Raw genomic sequence first — 20881 nt, forward strand, 5'->3', positions numbered from 1 at the left:
CAGTGGGGTACCTGTGGGAGCGGGCTTGCCCCGCGAAGAGGCCGCCAAGGTTCACCAGAGCATCGGCTCCCGGCTACGCACCCGCACCTGCTGCGCCGGCACGCGTGCGTGCCACTGCACCACCCCCAGCGCCTCCACCTGGAACTCGCTGCGCATCACCCGCCCCTCTTCCTCGAACGACAGCTGCAACACAAAGTGCCCACTGTTGAGCAGCAACCCTTCGCTCAACCGTTCGAACGTCTCGTCATCCACCGCCCCCAACGCCTGGCGCAGCGCCGCCGCATCCACGTAGCCTGACGCCGGCCGGCCACTGACGATGCGGCTGAGCAGCGAACGCGAATACCGCCCCTCATACAGGGCATCGAGCAACGGCAGATGCTCCAACCCCAGGGCATTGACGTTCAAGCGCCAGCCCGTGGTCTGCGGCAGGGCGCACAGCATCGGGTAGCGGCGCTGGCGCGTGGCGTCCGGCTCCAGCAGCAGGTTCAGCTCGCTGGTGTCGAGCATCGCCTGATTGGCCGCGAGGCGCGGGGGTTGCTGGCGCAGGTACTGGGCACTCTCGGCCCCCTGCAAACGCGCATCGCTGTCACTGTCGAGCCAGTCGGCCAGGCCGTCGACCAGGCGCTCGGCCGCCATGTCATCGCCCAGCAGGCGGCGCAACTGGCGCTCGGCACGTTCACCGTCGGCACCGAGCAACGCGTTGACGTTGAAGCAGGTGTGCTGGTCGCGTACCCGCAATTGCGCCTGGCCTGCGCCAAAGTCGTAGTTCAGCGGCTGCCCACGCAACGCCTGCCAGAACAACGGGCTAAGCCGCCAGGCCGGGTCGCGCAGCGCCTGCTCGGCATAGGCCAGGCCGGCCTGTTCCATCGCCCGCACCTGCACCCGTTGGTGCAACAGGCGCACTTCATCGACCTGGCGCCGGCCATCCTCCACCAGCCAGGCCATACCAGCCGCGAGCATCGCCAACACCACCATTACCATCAGCAGGGCCGCGCCCTGCTGTCGTCTGCCGCCCATCCGCGTGCGCCTCTCATGGCCCGTAAAAGCGCCAGTCAACACGCCGGTTGTTGCAGGTAGATGGCAATGGCGCTTTCCGTCATGTTCACGTCATCTACACGAGGCAGGATTGCCCTTCCTTTTCATGGCCTTACAGGAGTAGTCGCAATGGGTGGCATTGGCATCTGGCAACTGGTGATCGTACTGATGATCGTATTCCTGCTGTTTGGTACCAAGCGCCTCAAGGGCCTGGGCAGCGATGTTGGCGAGGCGATCCAGGGGTTTCGCAAGTCCATGGGCGGTGACAACGACGTCAACGCGCCCGGGGCGGCTCAGGTACAACAGCAGGCACCGCTGACCGGCCAGGCTACGCCACAGCCGCAAGCGGACCGTCAGGCCTGATGTTCGAGGTAGGCTTCAGCGAGTTGCTGCTGGTTGGCATCGTCGCACTGCTGGTGCTCGGGCCCGAGCGGCTGCCGGTTGCGGCGCGCACGCTCGGGCGCGGCCTGGGCCAGGCGCGCAGGGCCATGCACGGCCTGCGCGCACAGATGGAGCGGGAGATCGAGTTGCCCAACTTCGACAGTGCGCCCCTGCAGCGCCTTGAGCAGGACATTCGCCAGGGCATCAGCCTTGCTGCGCAACCGGCCAATGACCCGGCAACCGTCCCAGTGCCCAGGGAGAATGCCTCATGAGCCTCGCCATGGACCCTGCGGCAGCGATGCCGCTGACCGAGCACCTGCGCGAGCTGCGCAAGCGCCTGGTGCGCTGCCTGGCAGTGGTCGCGTTGGTATTCGCAGGGCTGTTCCCCTTCGCCCAGCCCCTCTACACACTGATCTCCGAACCGCTGCGCCGCTTCCTGCCAGAAGGCGCCAGCATGATCGCGACCAGTGTCACCTCACCCTTTCTGACCCCTTTCAAGCTGACAGCAATGTGCGCGTTGTTCGTCGCCATGCCGCTGTTGCTGCACCAGGCGTGGGGGTTTCTGGCGCCGGGCCTGTACCGCCGCGAACGGCGCATTGCCCTGCCGCTGCTGGTGTCGAGCATTTTGCTGTTCTATGCCGGCATGGCATTCGCGTTCTTTCTGGTGTTCCCGATGATGTTCGGCTTTTTCGCCAGCGTGACGCCCGATGGCGTGGCGATGATGACCGACATCAGCCAGTACCTGGACTTCATCATGGCGCTGTTCCTGGCGTTCGGGCTGGCGTTCGAGATCCCGGTGGCGACGTTCATTGTGGTGTGGGTGGGGCTAGCGGATGTCGCGACGCTCAGGCGCAGCAGGCCCTACGTGATTGTCGGGTGTTTTGTGGTGGGGATGATTCTGACGCCGCCGGACGTGTTTTCGCAGACGATGCTGGCGGTGCCGATGTGGGTGCTGTTCGAGGTGGGGTTGTTGGCATGTGCGGGGTTGCGGCGAGGCGAGCAAGGCCGCGAGATTGTGGCCGGTTGAAAGGGCCTCTTCGCGGGTAACCCCGCGAATCGGCTGATGCGGTCTAGAACTCGGCGAGCCGCCAGACCTCGTAGGCTGGCGTCTCGTACGGGTGGCTCTGCTTGAGCGCAGCGACGACCTGAGCGATCAGGTCGTCGGCCACCACCAGCTCCACCTTCCACTCCTCCACCACCTCGACCTGCCCGGCTTGCCCGAGAAATGGCTGGCTGCCATCCAACGGGCGAAACTGGCCTTGGCCCAGGGTTTGCCAGGCGCAGTGGTCATAGTCACCGATGCGTCCGCCGCCAGCGGCAAACACAGCGGCCTTGACCACCTCGACATGGCTGGCCGGGACGAAGAAGGCGAGCTTGTACACGCCTTAGTTCACCCAGACCCGCGCGTTGCGGAACATACGCATCAGCGCGGCATCTTCCTGCCACTCATCCGGGCGCCAGGAGTTTTGCACGGCGCGGAACATACGCTCTGGGTGCGGCATCATGATGGTCACACGGCCGTCGCGGCTGGTCAGGCCGGTGATACCGCGCGGCGAGCCGTTCGGGTTGGCCGGGTAGGTTTCGGTGACCTTGCCGTGGTTGTCGACGTAGCGCAGGGCCACGCAACCGGACACGTCGGCTTCCAGCAATGCTGCTTCGTTGGCGAACTCGGCATGGCCTTCGCCGTGGGCGATGGCGATCGGCATGCGCGAACCGGCCATGCCCTGCAAGAAGATCGAGTTGGACTTCTGCACCTCGACCATGGCCACACGGGCTTCGAACTGCTCCGAACGGTTACGCACGAAGTGCGGCCAGAACTCGGTGCCAGGAATCAGCTCGTGCAGGTTGGACATCATCTGGCAACCGTTGCACACGCCCAGGGCGAAGCTGTCGGTACGCTCGAAGAAGGCCTGGAAGGCATCGCGGGCACGGGCGTTGAACAGCGCTGACTTGGCCCAGCCTTCACCGGCACCCAGCACGTCACCGTAGGAGAAACCACCGCAGGCAACCAAGCCCTTGAAGGCTTCAAAATCAACGCGGCCGGCAAGGATGTCGCTCATGTGCACGTCGATGGCGGCGAAGCCGGCGCGGTCGAAGGCGGCAGCCATCTCGACCTGGCCGTTGACGCCCTGCTCACGCAGGATCGCCACTTGCGGGCGCACGCCTTTCTTGATGTACGGCGCGGCGATGTCGTCATTGACGTCAAAGCCCAGCTTGACCGACAGGCCCGGGTTGTCTTCTTCGAGCAGCGCGTCGAATTCCTGGTCGGCGCATTCGGCGTTGTCACGCAGGCGCTGAACCTGGTAGCTGGTCTCGGCCCACTGGCGTTGCAGCAGGCGACGGTCGCCTTTGAACAGCTCCTCGCCGTTCAGGCGCACGACCACTTCGCTGTTGTTGATCGGCTGGCCGATCACCGCGACGCAGTCTTCACCCAGGCCAGCGGCGCTGAACTGAGCCAGTACGTCCGGGGTGGCATCCTGGCGAACCTGGATCACCGCACCCAGCTCTTCGTTGAAGAGGATGGCGGCGACTTTTTCTGGCTTGCTGGTCAGCGTGTCCAGTTCCAGGTCGAGGCCACAATGGCCGGCGAAGGCCATTTCCAGCACGGTGGTCATCAGGCCACCATCGGAACGGTCGTGGTAGGCCAGCAGGTGACCATCGGCGTTGAGGCCCTGGATCACGGCGAAGAAGGCCTTGAGGTCCTCGGCATCGTCGACGTCCGGTGCGGCATTGGCCAACTTGCCGTGGGTCTGCGCCAGGATCGAGGCGCCCATGCGGTTCTGGCCACGGCCCAGGTCGATCAGGACCAGGTCGGTCTCGCCCTTGTCCATGCGCAGTTGCGGGGTCAGGGTCTTGCGAATGTCGGTGACCGGGGCGAAGCCGGTGATGATCAGCGACATCGGCGAGGTCACGCTCTTCTCGACGCCCTCTTCGCTCCACTTGGTCTTCATCGACATCGAGTCTTTGCCGACCGGGATGGTGATACCCAGCTCAGGGCACAGCTCCATGCCCACGGCCTTGACCGTGTCGTACAGGCGGGCATCTTCACCTGGGTGGCCGGCGGCGGACATCCAGTTGGCCGACAGCTTGATGTCGGACAGCTTCTCGATCTGCGAGGCCGCCAGGTTGGTCAGGGTTTCGCCGATGGCCATGCGCCCAGACGCCGGGGCGTCGAGCAGGGCCAGCGGGGTGCGTTCACCCATGGCCATGGCTTCACCGGTGTAGACGTCGAAGCTGGTCGCGGTGACGGCGCAGTCAGCCACCGGCACCTGCCATGGGCCAACCATCTGGTCACGGGCTACCAGGCCAGTGATGGTGCGGTCGCCGATGGTGATCAGGAAGCTCTTGCTGGCCACCGCTGGGTGGTGCAGCACGCGCTCGACGGAATCGGCCAGCGACAGGGTGCTTGGGTCGAACTCATCGCCAAGCTCGGCTTCGCGGGTGACCGAGCGGTGCATGCGCGGCGGCTTGCCCAGCAGCACGTCGAGCGGCATGTCCACCGGCGTGTTGCCGAAGTGGCTGTCGGTAACGGTCAGGTGCGGCTCTTCAGTCGCCTCGCCGACCACGGCGAACGGGCAGCGCTCACGCTCACAGATGGCCTGGAAGCGGTCGAAGTCGACGGCGCTGACGGCCAGCACGTAACGTTCCTGCGACTCGTTGCTCCAGATTTCGTGCGGGGCCATGCCCGGCTCGTCGTTGGGCACGTTACGCAGTTCGAAACGGCCACCGCGGCCACCGTCGTTGACCAGCTCAGGGAAGGCGTTGGAGATACCACCGGCGCCGACGTCATGGATGAAGGCGATCGGGTTCTTGTCACCCAGCTGCCAGCAGCGGTCGATGACCTCCTGGCAACGGCGCTCCATTTCCGGGTTTTCGCGCTGTACCGAAGCGAAGTCCAGGTCGGCGGAGCTGGCGCCGGTGGCGACCGACGAAGCCGCACCGCCACCCAGGCCGATCAGCATGGCTGGGCCGCCGAGCACGATCAGCTTGGCACCGACGGTGATTTCGGCCTTCTGCACGTGCTCTTCACGGATGTTGCCCATGCCGCCTGCGAGCATGATCGGCTTGTGGTAGCCGCGCACTTCTTCGCCGTGCGGGGTGTTGATCGCCTGCTCGAAGGTACGGAAGTAGCCAGTCAGTGCCGGGCGACCGAATTCGTTGTTGAACGCAGCACCACCCAGCGGGCCTTCGACCATGATGTCGAGTGCGTCGACGATGCGCTCAGGCTTGCCGTATGCCTGCTCCCACGGCTGTTCGAAGCCCGGAATACGCAGGTTGGACACGGTGAAACCGGTCAGGCCAGCCTTGGGCTTGGCACCGCGGCCGGTAGCGCCTTCGTCACGGATTTCGCCGCCGGAGCCGGTGGAGGCACCGGAGAATGGCGCGATGGCGGTCGGGTGGTTGTGCGTCTCGACCTTCATCAGGATGTGCACCGGCTCCTGCACCGCGCCGTACTGGCGGGTCTCAGGGTTCGGGAAGAAACGGCCGGCCACGCTGCCGACGATCACCGAGGCGTTGTCCTTGTAAGCCGACAACACACCTTCGCTGTGCATCTGGTAGGTGTTCTTGATCATGCCGAACAGGCTCTTTTCCTGAGCCTGGCCGTCGATGTCCCAACTGGCGTTGAAGATCTTGTGGCGGCAGTGCTCGGAGTTGGCCTGGGCGAACATCATCAGTTCGATGTCGTTCGGGTTGCGCGCAAGGTTCTGGAAAGCCGCGACCAGGTAGTCGATCTCGTCTTCGGCCAGGGCCAGGCCCAGGTCGACGTTGGCCTTGGCCAGCGCGTCTCGGCCACCGCCCAGGATATCCACCGAGGTCATCGGCTTGGGCTTGGCGTGGCTGAACAGGTCGGACGCCTGTTCCAGCTGGGCCAGCACGCGCTGGGTCATGCGGTCGTGCAGTTCGGCGGCGACGGCCAGTGCATCGGCTTCGCTCAGGTTACCGGCAACGTAGTAGGCGATGCCGCGCTCCAGGCGCTGGATCGACTGCAGGCCGCAGTTGTGGGCGATGTCGCTGGCCTTGCTGGCCCAGGGCGAAATGGTGCCCAGGCGCGGCACGACCAGGAACAGGCGGCCGGTCGGCTCCTGTACCGGCACGCTCGGGCCGTACTTGAGCAGACGGCCCAGCACCTGCTGCTGGTCGGCGGTCAGCTCGCCATCGACATCGGCGAAGTGGGCGAATTCGGCATACAAACCAGTAACAGCGGGGACTTTCTGGCTCAGTTGCTCGAGTAATTTACCGTGGCGAAAGGCAGAAAGGGCAGGAGCGCCGCGCAGGATCAACATCGTCGGGACAGCCTCAGGAAGGGGTGTGCTTAGAGGCCGTGCATTCTAGCCTAATTCCGCGGCTTTCGGCACCCGCCAGAGGGCAATGCTGCCGGGCGGCGGAACCGGACTTCGGGGTCAAAAAAAAGCGACCATCTGCAAGCGGCAAGCGGCAAGAAAAAAGCGACCTGCGCGCCACCTGCTTTTTTCTTGCCGCTTGCAGCTCGCGGCTTGCAGCTTCCATCACAGAACGCGGTACCAGACAAGCTAACCGTTGTCGAGATATGGCGGCCCTCGTCCTTTGCGTATACTGCAAGCTATGTTCGCCCATACTGCTCTGCGCCAGCGTTGCGCCAAATGGCTTCTCGCAACCGGACTCTTTCTGATGCTCGGTGCCTGTGTTGAAAAACCCAGCACCCTAGAGCGCGTGAAGGAGGATGGCGTGCTGCGCGTCATCACCCGCAACAGCCCGGCCACCTATTTCCAGGATCGCAACGGCGAAACCGGCTTCGAATACGAACTGGTCAAGCATTTCGCCGACGATCTCGGCGTAAAGCTGCAGATCGAGACCGCCGACAACCTCGACCAAGTGTTCGACGAACTGGGCAAGCCCTCCGGCCCGGTGCTGGCCGCCGCCGGCCTGGTCAGCAGCGAGCGGCGCAAGGCCCAGGCAAAATTCTCTCACCCTTACCTGGAAGTCACCCCACAGGTCATCTACCGCAACGGCCGCTCCCGCCCCACCGAGGCCAAGGGCCTGGTCGGCAAGAAGATCATGGTGCTCAAGGGCAGCAGCCATGCCGACCAGCTGGCCGAGCTGAAAAAACAGTACCCAGGCCTGGAATACGAAGAATCCGACGCTGTCGAGGTGGTCGACCTGCTGCGCATGGTCGATGAAGGCCAGATCGACCTGACACTGGTCGATTCCAACGAACTGGCGATGAACCAGGTGTATTTCCCCAACGTACGGGTCGCCTTCGACCTGGGCGACACCCGCGATCAGCGCTGGGCGGTGGCGGCCGGTGAAGACAACAGCCTGCTCAACGAGGTCAACGAGTTCCTCGACAAGGCCCAGAAGAACGGCACCCTGCAGCGCCTCAAAGACCGCTACTACGGCCATGTCGATGTACTCGGCTATGTCGGCGCCTACACCTTCGCCCAGCACCTGCAGCAGCGCCTGCCCAAGTACGAGAAGCACTTCAAGAGCTACGCCAAGGTCGAGCAGGTCGACTGGCGCCTGCTGGCGGCCATCGGCTACCAGGAATCCATGTGGCAGCCGGAAGTCACGTCCAAGACCGGCGTGCGCGGCCTGATGATGCTGACCCAACGCACCGCGCAGGCCATGGGCGTGTCCAATCGCCTGGACCCGAAGCAGAGCATCCAGGGTGGTGCCAAGTACTTCATGCTGATCAAGCAGCAGCTCGACGACAGCATTCAGGAACCCGACCGCACCTGGTTCGCGCTGGCCGCCTACAACGTCGGCAGCGGCCACCTGGAAGACGCCCGCACCCTGGCCAAGCGTGAGAAGCTCAACCCGAACAAGTGGCTGGACGTGAAGAAGATGCTGCCGCGTCTGGCGCAGAAGCAGTGGTACAGCAAGACCAAGTACGGTTATGCCCGTGGCGGCGAGCCGGTGCACTTCGTGGCCAACATCCGCCGCTACTACGACATCCTCACCTGGGTGACCCAGCCGCAGCTCGAGGGCCAGATGGCCGAAGGCAACTTGCATGTGCCCGGGGTCAACAAGGACAAGCCGGCAGAGCAGTCGCCGCCGATGTGACCGTTGCCGGCCTGGCCACTGTCGATCTCCTGCCCCGCGAAGAGGCCCGCACTGACTAGCGCATGGCCCGCCGAGCTTTGAAAAACTCGCTCAAGATCGCCCCGCACTCCTCGGCCAGCACCCCACCCTCCACCATCACCCGATGATTGAGGAAACCCTGGCCAAAGAACTGCCCCTGGCTCTGCACGATCCCCGCCTTGGGCTCCAGCGCCCCGTACACCACCCGCGCTACCCGCGAATGCACGATCAACCCCGCGCACATGCTGCAGGGCTCCAGGGTCACATACAGCGTGCTGCCCGGCAGTCGATAATTGCTCGCTGACTTGGCGGCTGCCCGAATGGCGACCATTTCGGCATGGGCGCTGGGGTCACTGTCGACGATCGGCCGGTTGAAGCCCTGCCCGATCACCTGGCCATGCTGCACCAGCACCGCCCCCACCGGCACCTCACCCATCGCCGCCCCTTCGGCGGCCAGTGTCAGGGCCAGGCGCATGAATTCTTGATCGCGGCTGCGATCGATGATTTGCGGGCGCATCAGACCACCGTGATCGCGGCCATCAGGCCGGTTTCCATGTGGTCGATGACGTGGCAGTGGAACATCCAGGTACCTGGGTTATCCGCCACCAGCGCGACCTGGGCGCGCTCGTTCTTGCCCAGCAGGTAGGTATCGGTGAACCACGGTTCGACGATCTCACGGCGGTTGGAAGCGATCACCTTGAAGCTCATGCCGTGCAGGTGGATCGGGTGCTGGTACTGGGTCATGTTCTTCAGCTCGAAGATGTAGCTCTTGCCCTTCTGCAGCGTCGCGATGGGCCGGTCGGCGCAGGTCTTGTCGGTGATGTCCCAGGCCTGGCCGTTGATCTGCCACAGGCTCGGCGGCCTGCCATTCTCAGTGTTGACCGAGACCTTGCCGACCCATTCGAAATTGAAGTTGAGCTTTTCGGCATTCTCCAGGTCCGGCTCGGCCACCGGGTTCGGTGGCAAGGCTGGCGGCCAGTCGCTGGGGGCGTCGTTGCTGGCCACCGAACGCAAGGTACCCAGGCGCACGAAGCCATCGCGCAGGGATATTTCCTCTCCCGCCACGGGAATGCGAATCGCCAGGCAGATACGCATGCCTGGCCCCAGCCAGTAATCCTCGTCCAGTGACCGTGGGGTGACCGGGTTGCCGTCGAGCGCGTAGATCTTTGCCTCGCAGTTGCCCTTGAGGTTCAGGCGGTAGGTCCAGGTGTTGTCCAGGTTGAGCAGGCGCAAGCGCACCACTTGGCCGGCGGGCAACTCGGTCACCGAATCGGGCTGGCCGTTGATGGTGATCAGGCGCCCGGCAGTGCCGTTGCGCGCGGCCTCGCGGGGGATGCTGAACGGCAGCCAGGCGCCCTGCTCGTCGACGTGCCAGTTTTTCAGGCTCAGGGTGCGCTCGTGCAGAAACCCGGTAGGCTCGCGCTCCTCGACGATCAGCGGCCCGACCAGCCCGCGGCCAAGCTCTTCGGAGCTGCTGACGTGCGGGTGGTACCAGTAGCTGCCGGCATCCGGCACGCGGAACTTGTAGTCGAAGTACTCGCCAGGCTTGACCGGCAGTTGCGACACATAGGGCACGCCGTCCATTTCCAGCGGCAGGCGGATGCCGTGCCAGTGGATGGTGGTTTCGACCGGCAGGTGGTTGATGAAACGCACTCGCAGCCAGGTACCCTGGCGCACCCGCAATTCGGTGCCCGGCGCCGACGGGCCAAAGGCCCAGGCCTCGGTCTTGAAGCCCGGCACCAGCTCCACTTCCAGGGGCGCGGCGATCAGTTCGTAGTCGTGCCCGGCATTCTCGTCCTCGACCTTGCCCAGCCAGTACCGCGCCGCGCCTCCGGCGCCCAGGCCTACCACAACCAGGCCGGTGAGGCCCTTGAGCATTTGTCGACGGGTGAAGGACATCGGTGCGGGTACCTCGTTTCGGCGCAATCAAGCTGCCAGCATGGCTGGCGATGAAGGGCGAATACGATACACCTGCAAATGGGAAAGATTAAGTGAAGTCTTGTCGCAGGGAGGTCTGGGCCTGATACCTGCGCGCAGCGTCAAAAGAATTCGTCCAGCAATCGATAAAAGCGGATCCGGGCAGGATCCGCTTCAACCCCATAGCTTGCCAGAAAGGGCGCCACCCACTCATCCCCCAGGTCAGCGGCGATATCCCGGGTTGCTAACGCCAAGTCCTGCCAACGGTCGGCCACACCCAGGCGGCCACAGTCGATAAAACCGCTGAAGCGTGCACCCTCAGCCATCAGATTCGGTAGACAGGCATCGCCATGGGTCACCACCCGGTCCTCCTTCGCCGGGCGCGCCGCCAACAGGTCGGCGAACACGTCACTGGCCGTGCGCCCAAGTTGCTCTTCATCGAAGTCTGCCTCATCGACCAGGCCAGCCGTCATGCGCGCTTGCGCCAACCTCACCCGCGCCGCCAGCGCATGATCGAACGGGCACTCCCCGGCCGGTCGCTGGTGCAGCTGGCGCAGTGCCTCGGCCATCAGGGCAACCGTGGCCGCTGGCGTACGCTTAGCCGACTCGGCCAAGCTCTGGCCTGGCACTGCCGTCATCAACAACCAGTGCCGTCCCTGTTCAGTAACGGCATCGACGACCCGAGGCGCCGGCATGCCCTGCCCCGCCATCCAGCGCAGGCGGCTGACCTCGCCTGGGAGCTCCGCCAGCGCCGCCACGGGCTCGGACTTGAGGAACAGATCTTCGGCGCATTGCCGGCGCAGGCGCAAGACACTGGCCCCAGACTCGCCAAGCGCCTGAACCTCCATCGCCACAACGCCATGGGTCTCTCGCCAGCCTGGTGGCAGGCTCGTCATGGCATCTGCCCTTTGAGGATGTCTTCGCAGGCCTCGCTGCCCATGAGCGGCGCCAGAATAACGCCTGGGTGAGCGACCGTGACGTACAGCCCTTCGAACCCCTCAAGGAACGTACGCAGTGGCAGGCCACTGTCGGTTTTTGGCCGGTACACTGCCTGGATTGATCGCAGCGACAGTTCGCAACTGGGGTGAAACAAACTGGCAACCGCTTGCAGGCTGCTACGACCGAGCTCGGCCATCCCCGCTTCACCCGGGAAGTCAGCTGCCGACAGCAGCCCACCACCCGGACCGGGCCGCACTTCCAGCGACTGCCCGTACAGCAGATGGCGCAGCGGCACCTGTGCGGCATCGAACCGCAGCAGCACCGCAGGCGCTTCGTGGATGGGCAGCGCCTGCCCCAGTTGCCGGGCCAGGCTCTGGGCGCCCATGGCATTGGCCAGTACGACGACATCCGCCGGCACGATGCCCGCGTGGGTACGCACACCGGTAATGCGCGCACCCTGCACCTCCAGCGCCAGTACCTCGCACGCCTCAAGCACCTTGGCGCCTTCGCCCTGGGCTGCCGCCAACAAACGCTCAGCCAGTGCCTCAGGCTCGACCGCAAAATCGTCCGGTGCCCAGATTGCCATGTCCGGAGGCTGCACCAAACCGGGCTCCAGCTCGCGGATGCGCTCGCGCCCCACCGCCATCATCGACACCCCGGCCGCCTGCTGCTCGGCAAGCATGGCCAAGGTCTCCTGCTCGCTGTCGAGCCAGATCAAACCACCTTGCGCTGCGACCGGCAGCGGCCCGAGCGCTTGCGTCAGCTGCGCAAATTGAGCCAGGGCACGCTGCTCCAGGGCAAAGCCTGCCGGGTGCTCGGAAGGGAGGCGGCTGCCGGTGCCCACCCAACCATACGAGTGCCCGGTGACACCCCGGGCAATGGCCCGCTCGCGTTCAAGCACGGTGACCGGAGCACCCCGCCGGGCCAGGTGCCAGGCGATGGAGGCACCGATGATACCGCCGCCCACCACCACTACATGAGGAACGTTGCGTGCCATTGCGTTTGTCCTTGCGCAAATCCGAGGAAGCGTAGTGTGCGCAATGGCAGCCTTAACGTCTGTGAACAATCGTATTCCCGTTCAATGGCGGCCGCCGGCTTACGTTTGCTCACAGACGCGCAGACAGTCGTCTACGCACAATGGCGTTTTCAACGTGAGGCCAGACGTATGACCGCCATAACCTTTCGCCCCGCAGCACCTGAAGATGCCGCAACCTGTATGACCCTCCGGGCATTGACCCGGGAAAACGCGTTCACCGAAGAAGACCTGCGCGCCCTGGGCATCACCGTCGATTCCTGGAGCAGCAGCATTCGCGATGGCAGCGGCCCAGGCTTCGTGGCTTGCAAGGACGACCAGATGGTGGGCTACTGCTTCGCTGACAAGGACAGCGGCGAGGTCACCGTGCTCGCACTGTTGCCGGCATATGAGGACCAAGGGATCGGCAAACGCTTGCTCCAGATGGTCGTCGATCACCTGGGGGAACTGGGGTTCGAGCGATTGTTCCTGGCGTGCTCCAGCGACCCGAACGCGCGCTCTTATGGGTTCTATCGCCACCTGGGGTGGACGTCGACAGGCGAGCACGATGAAGCGGGCGATGAGATCTTGCAGCTCGGGCTCGACAACAGCGCTCAATAAAACGCAAAAAGCCCGCAATCAAGCGGGCTTTTTGTTGCTTCCTGCTATCGGACGCCGGCCATGGCCGGGCGCGAAATCATTCCCACTCGATGGTGGCAGGCGGCTTGCTCGAGACGTCGTAAGTGACGCGCGAAATGCCTTCGATTTCGTTGATGATACGGCCGCTGACGGTTTCCAGCAGCTCGTACGGCAGGTGTGCCCAACGCGCGGTCATGAAGTCCACGGTCTCGACGGCACGCAGGGCCACGACCCAGGCGTAGCGACGGCCGTCGCCAACGACACCCACCGACTTGACCGGCTGGAACACCACGAACGCCTGGCTGGTCTTGTGGTACCAGTCAGCCTTGCGCAGCTCTTCGATGAAGATGTGGTCGGCGCGACGCAGGATGTCGGCGTATTCCTTCTTCACTTCACCCAGGATGCGCACGCCCAGGCCCGGGCCCGGGAACGGGTGGCGGTAGACCATGTCGTACGGCAGGCCCAGTTCCAGGCCGATCTTGCGCACTTCGTCCTTGAACAATTCGCGCAGCGGCTCGACCAGCTTGAGGTTCATTTCCTCAGGCAGGCCACCGACGTTGTGGTGCGACTTGATCACGTGGGCCTTGCCGCTTTTGGCGCCAGCCGACTCGATCACGTCCGGGTAGATGGTGCCCTGGGCCAGGAACTGGATGTTGTCCAGCTTGCTGGCTTCGGCATCGAAGATGTCGATGAAGGTGCGGCCGATGATCTTGCGCTTCTTCTCCGGGTCCGCTTCGCCTTCCAGGTTGCCCAGGAACTGCGCCTCGGCGTCGGCACGGATCACCTTGACGCCCATGTTCTCTTTGAACATGGCCATCACCTGGTCGCCTTCGTGCAGGCGCAGCAGGCCGTTGTCGACGAACACGCAGGTCAGCTGGTCGCCGATGGCGCGGTGCAGCAGCGCGGCAACCACGGACGAGTCGACGCCGCCAGACAGGCCCAGCAGGACGTTGGCCGAACCGACTTGCTCACGTACCTGGGCGATGGCGTCTTCGACGATGTTGGACGGGGTCCACAGGGCTTCGCAGCCGCAGATATCCTGGACGAAGCGCGAGAGGATGCGACCACCTTGCTTGGTGTGGGTCACTTCCGGGTGGAACTGCACGCCGTAGTAGCCGCGCGCATCGTCGAACATGCCGGCGATCGGGCAGCTCGGGGTGCTGGCCAGCACGTGGAAGTCGCCCGGCATCTGGGTGACCTTGTCACCGTGGCTCATCCAGACGTCCAGGCCCAGTACGCCGTCAGCGTCCACGTGGTCTTCGATGCCGTCCAGCAGGCGGCTCTTGCCGACCACGTCAACGCGGGCGTAACCGAATTCGCGCAGGTCCGACCCGGTAACCTTGCCGCCCAGTTGCTCGGCCATGGTCTGCATGCCGTAGCAGATGCCCAGCAGCGGTACGTTCAGGTCGAACACGGCCTGCGGCGCGCGCGGGCTGTTGGCTTCGTGTACCGACTCGGGGCCGCCGGCGAGGATGATGCCGCGCGGGTTGAATTCGCGGATCGCTTCATCGTCCATGTCGAACGGATGCAGTTCGCAGTACACGCCGATTTCGCGCACACGGCGGGCGATCAGCTGGGTGTACTGGGAACCGAAATCGAGGATCAGGATGCGGTGAGCGTGAATGTCGAGGGCCATGACTCAATCTCTGGTGCAACTGCAAGCATCTAGCTGCGAGCTGCAAGTTGATCGGGGAAAACGCGGTAGCTGCTGCAACGCAACTACCGCTTGAAGCTTGCTACTTACCGCTGCAGGCCTCAGCCGACCCGGTAGTTAGGGGCTTCTTTGGTGATCTGCACGTCATGCACGTGGGACTCGGCCATGCCGGCACCTGTGATGCGCACGAACTCCGGCTTGGTACGCATCTCTTCGATGGTCGCGCTGCCGGTATAGCCCATGGACGAACGCAGGCCGCCCATCAGCTGGTGGATGATCGCAGCCAGGGCGCCCTTGTACGGCACACGGCCTTCGATACCTTCCGGTACCAGCTTCTCGGCACCGGCCGAGGAGTCCTGGAAGTAACGGTCGGAAGAGCCCTGCGCCTGTGCCATGGCACCCAGCGAGCCCATGCCGCGGTAAGCCTTGTAGGAACGGCCCTGGAACAGTTCGACTTCACCCGGGGCCTCTTCGGTACCGGCGAACATCGAACCCATCATCACGCAGGAAGCACCGGCAACGATGGCCTTGGACAGGTCACCGGAGAAGCGGATGCCACCGTCGGCGATCAGCGGCACGCCAGTGCCTTCCAGCGCGGCAGCGACGTTGGCGATGGCGCTGATCTGCGGTACGCCGACACCGGCGACGATGCGGGTGGTGCAGATCGAACCTGGGCCGATGCCGACCTTGACGGCGTCAGCGCCAGCTTCAGCCAGGGCCTTGGCCGCAGCGCCGGTGGCGATGTTGCCGCCGATCACCTGAACCTGCGGGTAGGTTTCCTTGACCCAACGCACGCGGTCGATCACGCCTTTGGAGTGACCGTGGGCGGTGTCGACCACCACCACGTCAACGCCGGCGGCAACCAGGGCGGCTACGCGCTCGCCGGTGTCCTTGCCGGTACCGACGGCGGCGCCGACGCGCAGGCGACCTTGGTCGTCCTTGCTGGCCAGCGGGTAGGCCTTGGCTTTTTCGATGTCCTTGACGGTCATCATGCCCTTGAGGCTGAACTTGTCGTCGACGATCAGGACTTTTTCCAGGCGGTGCTTGTGCAGCAGCTCGCGGACTTCGTTCTTGTTGGCGCCTTCGCGCACGGTGACCAGACGCTCTTTCGGCGTCATCACATCGCGGACCTTGGCATCCAGACGGGTTTCGAAGCGCACGTCACGGGAAGTGACGATGCCGACCAGGTCGCCGTTTTCCAGCACCGGAACACCCGAAATGTTGTTCAGGCGGGTCAGGTCGAACAGGTCGCGCACGGTGGCGTCTGCTTCGATGGTGATCGGGTCCTTGACCACGCCAGCCTCGAACTTCTTGACCTTGCGGACTTCGCCGGCCTGCTGTTCGATGGTCATGTTCTTGTGGATGATGCCGATGCCGCCTTCCTGAGCCATGGCAATGGCCAGACGCGCTTCGGTCACGGTATCCATGGCAGCGGAAACCAGCGGAATGTTCAGCTCGATGCCACGAGTCAAACGGGTCTTGAGACTGACTTCATTGGGCAGTACCTCGGAATAGCCAGGTACAAGGAGGATATCGTCGAAGGTCAGGGCTTCTTGGCTGATACGCAGCATCGCGGGGGCTCCCGGGCGGGAAAAATGGAAGCGCGCCATTATACTCATCCACGGCGCGCCGCTCAATGCAAAATAAGGGCCTTCGGTCAGCCTTGTGGCAGTTTTACCTGCACCACGGCCACTGGCTGGTCCAGCCAGTCGGCGAAGCTGTCGAGAAAGGCCTGGGTGAACCCGGCCTCGCCCCAGTTGTTGAAGATGAACCCCAGGTTGGAAAAGGCACATGGCTGCAGGTAAAGAAAGCCGTTGATGTCGTCTTCGAAGCCGCACAGCGGGCAGGTGAAGTTGTCACTGACCCCTGGCATCCACTCTTCCAGGCTCTCGAACAACGGCTCGCCGACCTCGCGCCGGCACTCCGGGCAGCCGGCTTCTTCGAGAAAACCGTTGGTCGGGGTGTAGATGCAGCGCTTGAGCATGATCTCCAGGCCGTTGGCTTGTTCGCCGAACGGCAGTTTGTCCGGGTGCAGGGCCACCTTGCGCGCACCGTCGGCCAGGGCATGGCCCATGCGGTTGCCGGTGCGACCGCAGGTGGTGAGTTGTTCCTCGATGACTTTCTCGCGCACCAGCCAGCGCACGATCGCCCGGGCGCGGGCCTCGTGAGCCGGGACGGTGGAAAGCTTGGGGACGATGATGCTCTGGGTGTTCATTAAGGAGGCAAGCCTGCGAACTGCGGTAATGCAGCAATTCTACCGCTCACAGGCTCAGGTAGCGACCGATCATGGCCAGGCCGCTGGCCAGCACCAGCCAGGTGACCAGGCGCACAAAAGCCTCGCGGGACAGCTTCAGGGTCAGCCGGCGCCCGACCCACAGGCCGACGAACATCACCGGCAACAGGCAGGCAGCGAGCAACAGCAGGCTGCTGTCGGCGTAGACCCCGGCAATCAGAAACAGCGACAGGCGCACCACGGTGCTGCAACTGATCAACGCGCTCTGGGTAGCGCGCACCTGCTCTTTCGCCTCCAGGCGCGCGCTCAGATAAAGGGCATAGAGAAACCCGCCACTGCCGAACAACGCACCGAACAAGCCCCCCACCGTGCCCATGGGCACCGCCCAGAAGCCTGAAAGGTTCGCCGGGCGCACCCTCACCGCCAAGCCATAGACCGCATAGGCGCTGACGAACAACCCCATCAGCAACAGCAACACGTCAGCCTTGAGCCGCAGCAGAAACACCACGCCCAGGGTGCAGCCTATCGCCATGAAGGGCAGTAGACGCAGCAGTTCGCCACGCACCACATCCCGGCGCGACGGCAGCAGGTTGCCAATGGCCGCCACGAAGTCCAGCAGCACCAACAGCGGGATGATGCGCGACAGCGGCATGAAGTGGATCAGCACCGGGCCGGCCACCAGCGCGGTGCCGAAACCGGCAATGCCGAAGACGATGTAGGCCAGGCCGACACCGAGCAGGATGGGCAGCCAATCGAGGCCGGAGAATGGCAATTGGGTGAGCATGGCGTGTGTTCCTGGAAGGTCATGCAAAGGTTAGCCAGCCATGAGCCATGCCGACTAATATGCCTTTTCGCCATTACCTATCTCGAAAAGGCATGACATGACGTCGATCCGCCAGTTGCGTTACTTCGTGGAGATCGCTGAAAGCGGTAGCTTCAGCGTTGCCGCCGAGCGGCTGTATATCGCCCAATCGGCGCTGAGCCGGCAGATCAAGGAGCTGGAGCAGCACTTGGGTACGCCGTTGTTCGAACGTACCGCCCGGCGGCCACGGCTGACGCTTGCTGGGGACGCCTTTTTGCAGCGTGCCCGCCGCTTGCTGGCCGACCTGGCGCACGCTGAGCGTATCACCCGTGACGTGGGGGATGGCTTGCAAGGCAGCTTGCGCCTGAACCATTCCAGTACCGTGCCGCTGACCGGGCCGCTGCTGGCTCGCCTGGGCTGTTACTTGCAGGGCCACCCAGGGATCTCGCTGGAAATCGCGCAGCAGTCGTCGGAGGCGCAGCTGGAGGATATTGCCGCTGGGCGGCTGGATATCGGCCTGCTGCGGCTGCCGGTGCTGCGCCAGCATGAGGGGGTGGTGCTGCATGAGCTGTTCAGCGAGCCGTTGTTGCTGGCCGTTGCGGCGGGGCACCCTTTGGCTGAAGAGGCAGTCGTGCGACTGGAGCAGTTGCGTGGGGAGCGGTTCATCTCTATCCCGCACCGTGATCGTGGCGGTTTGAGCTACCTGTCGGCGTCGTTGTGCATGGAGGCTGGGTTCTTCCCGCAGGCGGCCCAGGTGGTTTCACGCAAGACCACGCAATTACAGCTGATTCAGGCGGGGTTCGGGGTGGCGCTATTGCCTGAATGCATGCGTGATATTGCGCCGGCATCGGTCAGATTCGTGGGGTTGGGGGAGCCTTGTGAGAGTACCGTGGCATTGGCCTGCAGGCGCGATGCGGGGGTGATGGTGCGGCAGTTTTTGGCGGCGATGTTGGGGGGGGGTGATGGGGGCCCGTAGTGCATGACGGTGGTTATTCGGCGCCCTGCACCTGGCAGCCCCACCCCCTCCAATCCTCCCAGCCCCAACCCCAGCCCCAACACAGACAACCGCCCCCGATGTCCTTTATGATGCCCGCCATGATCAGAGACCCTTTCGAACGACTCGGCCTGGACCGCGAGGTCCTCACCGTCAGCCAGCTCAACGGCCGCGCCCGGGTGCTGCTGGAAGACGTGTTCCGCAGCGTCTGGGTGGAAGGCGAGATTTCCAACCTCGCCCGCCCGGCCTCCGGCCACATGTACTTCACCCTCAAGGACAGCGGCGCCCAGGTGCGCTGCGCGCTGTTCCGCCAGAACGCCACGCGGGTCCGCCAGGCCCTGCGTGACGGCCTGGCGGTGCGGGTGCGCGGCAAAGTCTCGCTGTTCGAAGGGCGTGGCGATTACCAACTGATCCTCGACACCGTCGAAGCGGCCGGTGACGGTGCGCTGCGCCTGGCGTTCGAAGCACTGAAAGAGAAACTCGGCGCCGAGGGCCTGTTCAGCGCCGAACGCAAGAAACCGCTGCCGGCACATCCGCAACGCATCGGCATCATCACCTCGCCCACGGGCGCGGTGATCCGCGACATCATCAGCGTATTCGGCCGCCGCGCCCCGCAAGTCGAGCTGAACCTGATACCCACAGCCGTGCAGGGCCGCGAATCCATCGCCCAGATCGTGCGCGCCGTGCAACTGGCCGACAGCCTTGGTTTCGATGCGCTGATCCTGGCACGCGGCGGCGGCTCGCTGGAAGACCTGTGGAGCTTCAACGAAGAAGCCGTGGCCCGCGCCGTGGCCGCCTGTGTCACGCCTATCGTCAGTGCCGTCGGCCATGAGACCGACGTGTCGATCTGCGATTTCGTCGCCGACGTCCGCGCGCCCACCCCGTCCGCCGCCGCCGAACTGCTGGCCCCCGACAACAGTGGCTTGCAGCACCGCCTCGACAGCCTGCAGCGGCGCCTGCTGCTGCGCATGCAGAACCGCCTGAGCCACGACCGCCTGCGCGTGGAGTCGCTGGCCCGGCGCCTGCGCCACCCAGGCGAGCGCCTGCGCCAGCAGGCCCAGCGCCTGGACGATCTGGACATGCGCCTGCGTCGCGCTTTCCTCGGCAACCTCAACCAGCGCCGCGAGCGCCTGGGGCGCCTTGATACCCGCCTGGCCGCGCAGCACCCGGGGCGCACCCTGAAGCTGCTGAACCAGCGCCTGGACAGCCTTGCCGAACGCCTGCCCCGGGCCATGCGCGAGGTGCTCAAGGACCGCCGCCAGCGCTTCCAGGCCCAACTGCAAACGCTGCAAGTGGTCAGCCCGCTGGCCACCCTCGCCCGCGGCTACAGCATCCTGCTCGATGAGCGCGGCCAGGCCATCCGCAGCGCCGAGCAGACCCACAACGGCCAGCGTCTGACCGCTCGCCTGAATGAAGGCGAACTGCAGGTGCGGGTCGAAGACAACCACCTGACGCCCGTTACCCTCTCACTACTGGACTGACCCATGCCCCGCCTGTTCGCGCCCCTGCTCGCCCTTTCCCTGCTGTTGCTGGCCTGCGGCGCCCAGGCCAGCTACATCACCCGTACCTTGAACAAGCCGGTGCCCGGTGGCGTGGCAGTGGTTGACCTGGGGCCTGCCAGCACGGCGCCGAATGCGCGCTTTGACGGCAAGCCGGTGCTGGTGGTCAAGGAACAGGACAACTGGCTGGCGATCGTCGGCATCCCGCTGACCCAGAAGCCCGGCACCGCCGTACTGAGCCAGGGCGGCCGCAGCCTGCCCTTCACGGTCGCGAGCAAGAAGTACCCCGAGCAGCGCATCACCCTGAAGAACACGCGGCAGGTCAACCCGAACCCGGCCGACCTCAAGCGCATCGAGGGCGAACTGGCCGAACAGATCAAGGCCTACCGCAGCTTCAGCCCGGCCCTGCCGAGCAACCTGATTCTCGACAAGCCGGTCAACGGCCCGCTGTCGAGCAAGTTCGGCGTGCGCCGCTTCTTCAATGGCGAAGAGCGCAACCCGCATGCCGGCCTGGACTTCGCCGTGCCCGCCGGTACGCCCATCAAGACCCCGGCCAATGGCAAAGTGATCTTGGTGGGTGATTATTTCTTCAACGGCCGTACCGTGTTCGTCGACCATGGCCAGGGCTTCATCAGCATGTTCTGCCACATGTCGAAAATCGATGTGGCCGTGGGGCAGGCGCTGCGCCGCGGTGAGGTGGTTGGCCGGGTTGGCTCG

At 64.5% G+C, this 20881-nt stretch carries 19 protein-coding genes; 8 read left to right on the forward strand and 11 right to left on the reverse strand.

All coding sequences use genetic code 11. The features are described from left to right. Positions 1-51: 51 nt before the first annotated feature. Entirely contained in the window at positions 52-1017 is a 966-nt protein-coding gene (gspK, locus tag NP534_RS06670; RefSeq protein WP_274098211.1) for a type II secretion system minor pseudopilin GspK, read from the reverse strand. 147 nt (positions 1018-1164) lie between these two features. Here gspK and tatA point away from each other — a divergent pair, with 147 nt between their 5' ends. The 3 genes from tatA to tatC are packed head-to-tail and all read left to right on the forward strand — an operon-like array spanning position 1165 to position 2443. Continuing rightward, a complete protein-coding gene (tatA, locus tag NP534_RS06675; RefSeq protein WP_274098212.1) occupies positions 1165-1398 on the forward strand; it encodes a twin-arginine translocase TatA/TatE family subunit in 234 nt (77 codons plus the stop codon). Further along, positions 1398-1688, forward strand: a complete 291-nt coding sequence (gene tatB / locus NP534_RS06680; RefSeq protein ID WP_274098213.1) for a Sec-independent protein translocase protein TatB — start codon at positions 1398-1400, stop codon at positions 1686-1688. The genes tatA and tatB overlap by 1 nt, the downstream gene beginning before the upstream one ends. Further along, on the forward strand, positions 1685-2443 hold the full coding sequence (tatC, locus tag NP534_RS06685; protein ID WP_274098214.1) for a twin-arginine translocase subunit TatC: 759 nt from the start codon (positions 1685-1687) through the stop codon (positions 2441-2443). The genes tatB and tatC overlap by 4 nt, the downstream gene beginning before the upstream one ends. A 43-nt stretch (positions 2444-2486) precedes the next feature. On the opposite strand, the gene NP534_RS06690 is transcribed toward tatC, so the two are convergent. After that, the gene (locus tag NP534_RS06690) at positions 2487-2798 is read right to left on the reverse strand and encodes an NGG1p interacting factor NIF3 (protein WP_110741613.1); all 312 of its coding nucleotides are present in this window, start codon (positions 2796-2798) and stop codon (positions 2487-2489) included. A 3-nt stretch (positions 2799-2801) separates the two neighbouring features. Further along, positions 2802-6701: a phosphoribosylformylglycinamidine synthase gene (gene purL / locus NP534_RS06695; RefSeq protein ID WP_274098215.1), complete on the reverse strand. Its 3900-nt coding sequence runs from the start codon at positions 6699-6701 to the stop codon at positions 2802-2804. A gap of 298 nt (positions 6702-6999) precedes the next feature. Between purL and mltF the strand changes: the two genes are divergently transcribed. Beyond that, on the forward strand, positions 7000-8457 hold the full coding sequence (mltF, locus tag NP534_RS06700) for a membrane-bound lytic murein transglycosylase MltF (RefSeq protein WP_033701000.1): 1458 nt from the start codon (positions 7000-7002) through the stop codon (positions 8455-8457). Between the two features lie 55 nt (positions 8458-8512). Here mltF and tadA read toward each other — a convergent pair whose 3' ends face one another. The 4 genes from tadA to NP534_RS06720 form a co-directional block, all read right to left on the reverse strand. Then, positions 8513-8992 carry a tRNA adenosine(34) deaminase TadA gene (tadA, locus tag NP534_RS06705; protein WP_186654254.1) on the reverse strand — a complete coding sequence of 160 codons (480 nt, stop codon included), beginning with the start codon at positions 8990-8992 and terminating at the stop codon, positions 8513-8515. Next, on the reverse strand, positions 8992-10374 hold the full coding sequence (locus NP534_RS06710) for a multicopper oxidase family protein (RefSeq protein WP_274098216.1): 1383 nt from the start codon (positions 10372-10374) through the stop codon (positions 8992-8994). Before NP534_RS06710 ends, tadA begins: the two co-directional genes overlap by 1 nt. A 140-nt stretch (positions 10375-10514) precedes the next feature. Then, positions 10515-11288, reverse strand: a complete 774-nt coding sequence (locus tag NP534_RS06715; protein ID WP_274098217.1) for an APH(3') family aminoglycoside O-phosphotransferase — start codon at positions 11286-11288, stop codon at positions 10515-10517. Then, complete coding sequence (locus tag NP534_RS06720; RefSeq protein WP_337994313.1) at positions 11285-12397, reverse strand: NAD(P)/FAD-dependent oxidoreductase; 1113 nt, start codon at positions 12395-12397, stop codon at positions 11285-11287. Before NP534_RS06720 ends, NP534_RS06715 begins: the two co-directional genes overlap by 4 nt. A 99-nt stretch (positions 12398-12496) precedes the next feature. On the opposite strand from NP534_RS06720, the gene NP534_RS06725 reads away from it, so the two are divergent. After that, the gene (locus NP534_RS06725) at positions 12497-12964 is read left to right on the forward strand and encodes a GNAT family N-acetyltransferase (protein ID WP_274098219.1); all 468 of its coding nucleotides are present in this window, start codon (positions 12497-12499) and stop codon (positions 12962-12964) included. Between the two features lie 76 nt (positions 12965-13040). Here NP534_RS06725 and guaA read toward each other — a convergent pair whose 3' ends face one another. The 4 genes from guaA to NP534_RS06745 form a co-directional block, all read right to left on the reverse strand. Next, positions 13041-14618: a glutamine-hydrolyzing GMP synthase gene (gene guaA / locus NP534_RS06730; protein ID WP_027595681.1), complete on the reverse strand. Its 1578-nt coding sequence runs from the start codon at positions 14616-14618 to the stop codon at positions 13041-13043. A 119-nt stretch (positions 14619-14737) separates the two neighbouring features. After that, positions 14738-16207, reverse strand: a complete 1470-nt coding sequence (gene guaB / locus NP534_RS06735; protein ID WP_027595680.1) for an IMP dehydrogenase — start codon at positions 16205-16207, stop codon at positions 14738-14740. A gap of 86 nt (positions 16208-16293) precedes the next feature. After that, positions 16294-16851 (reverse strand): hypothetical protein, encoded by a 558-nt coding sequence (locus NP534_RS06740; protein WP_033701006.1) that lies wholly within the window; start codon positions 16849-16851, stop codon positions 16294-16296. Positions 16852-16897: 46 nt separating this feature from the next. Beyond that, positions 16898-17653, reverse strand: coding sequence for a sulfite exporter TauE/SafE family protein (locus NP534_RS06745; RefSeq protein ID WP_274098220.1), 756 nt, complete (start codon positions 17651-17653; stop codon positions 16898-16900). 97 nt (positions 17654-17750) lie between these two features. Here NP534_RS06745 and NP534_RS06750 point away from each other — a divergent pair, with 97 nt between their 5' ends. The 3 genes from NP534_RS06750 to NP534_RS06760 form a co-directional block, all read left to right on the forward strand. Further along, a complete protein-coding gene (locus tag NP534_RS06750; RefSeq protein WP_274098221.1) occupies positions 17751-18647 on the forward strand; it encodes a LysR family transcriptional regulator in 897 nt (298 codons plus the stop codon). A gap of 119 nt (positions 18648-18766) precedes the next feature. Beyond that, positions 18767-20146 (forward strand): exodeoxyribonuclease VII large subunit, encoded by a 1380-nt coding sequence (gene xseA, locus NP534_RS06755; protein WP_033701011.1) that lies wholly within the window; start codon positions 18767-18769, stop codon positions 20144-20146. A 3-nt stretch (positions 20147-20149) separates the two neighbouring features. After that, positions 20150-20881 (forward strand): peptidoglycan DD-metalloendopeptidase family protein (locus NP534_RS06760; RefSeq protein ID WP_274098222.1); only part of this gene is annotated, 732 nt, incomplete at its 3' end.

It is taken from the genome of Pseudomonas sp. 39004 (assembly GCF_028682155.1).
GTDB lineage: Bacteria > Pseudomonadota > Gammaproteobacteria > Pseudomonadales > Pseudomonadaceae > Aquipseudomonas > Aquipseudomonas capeferrum.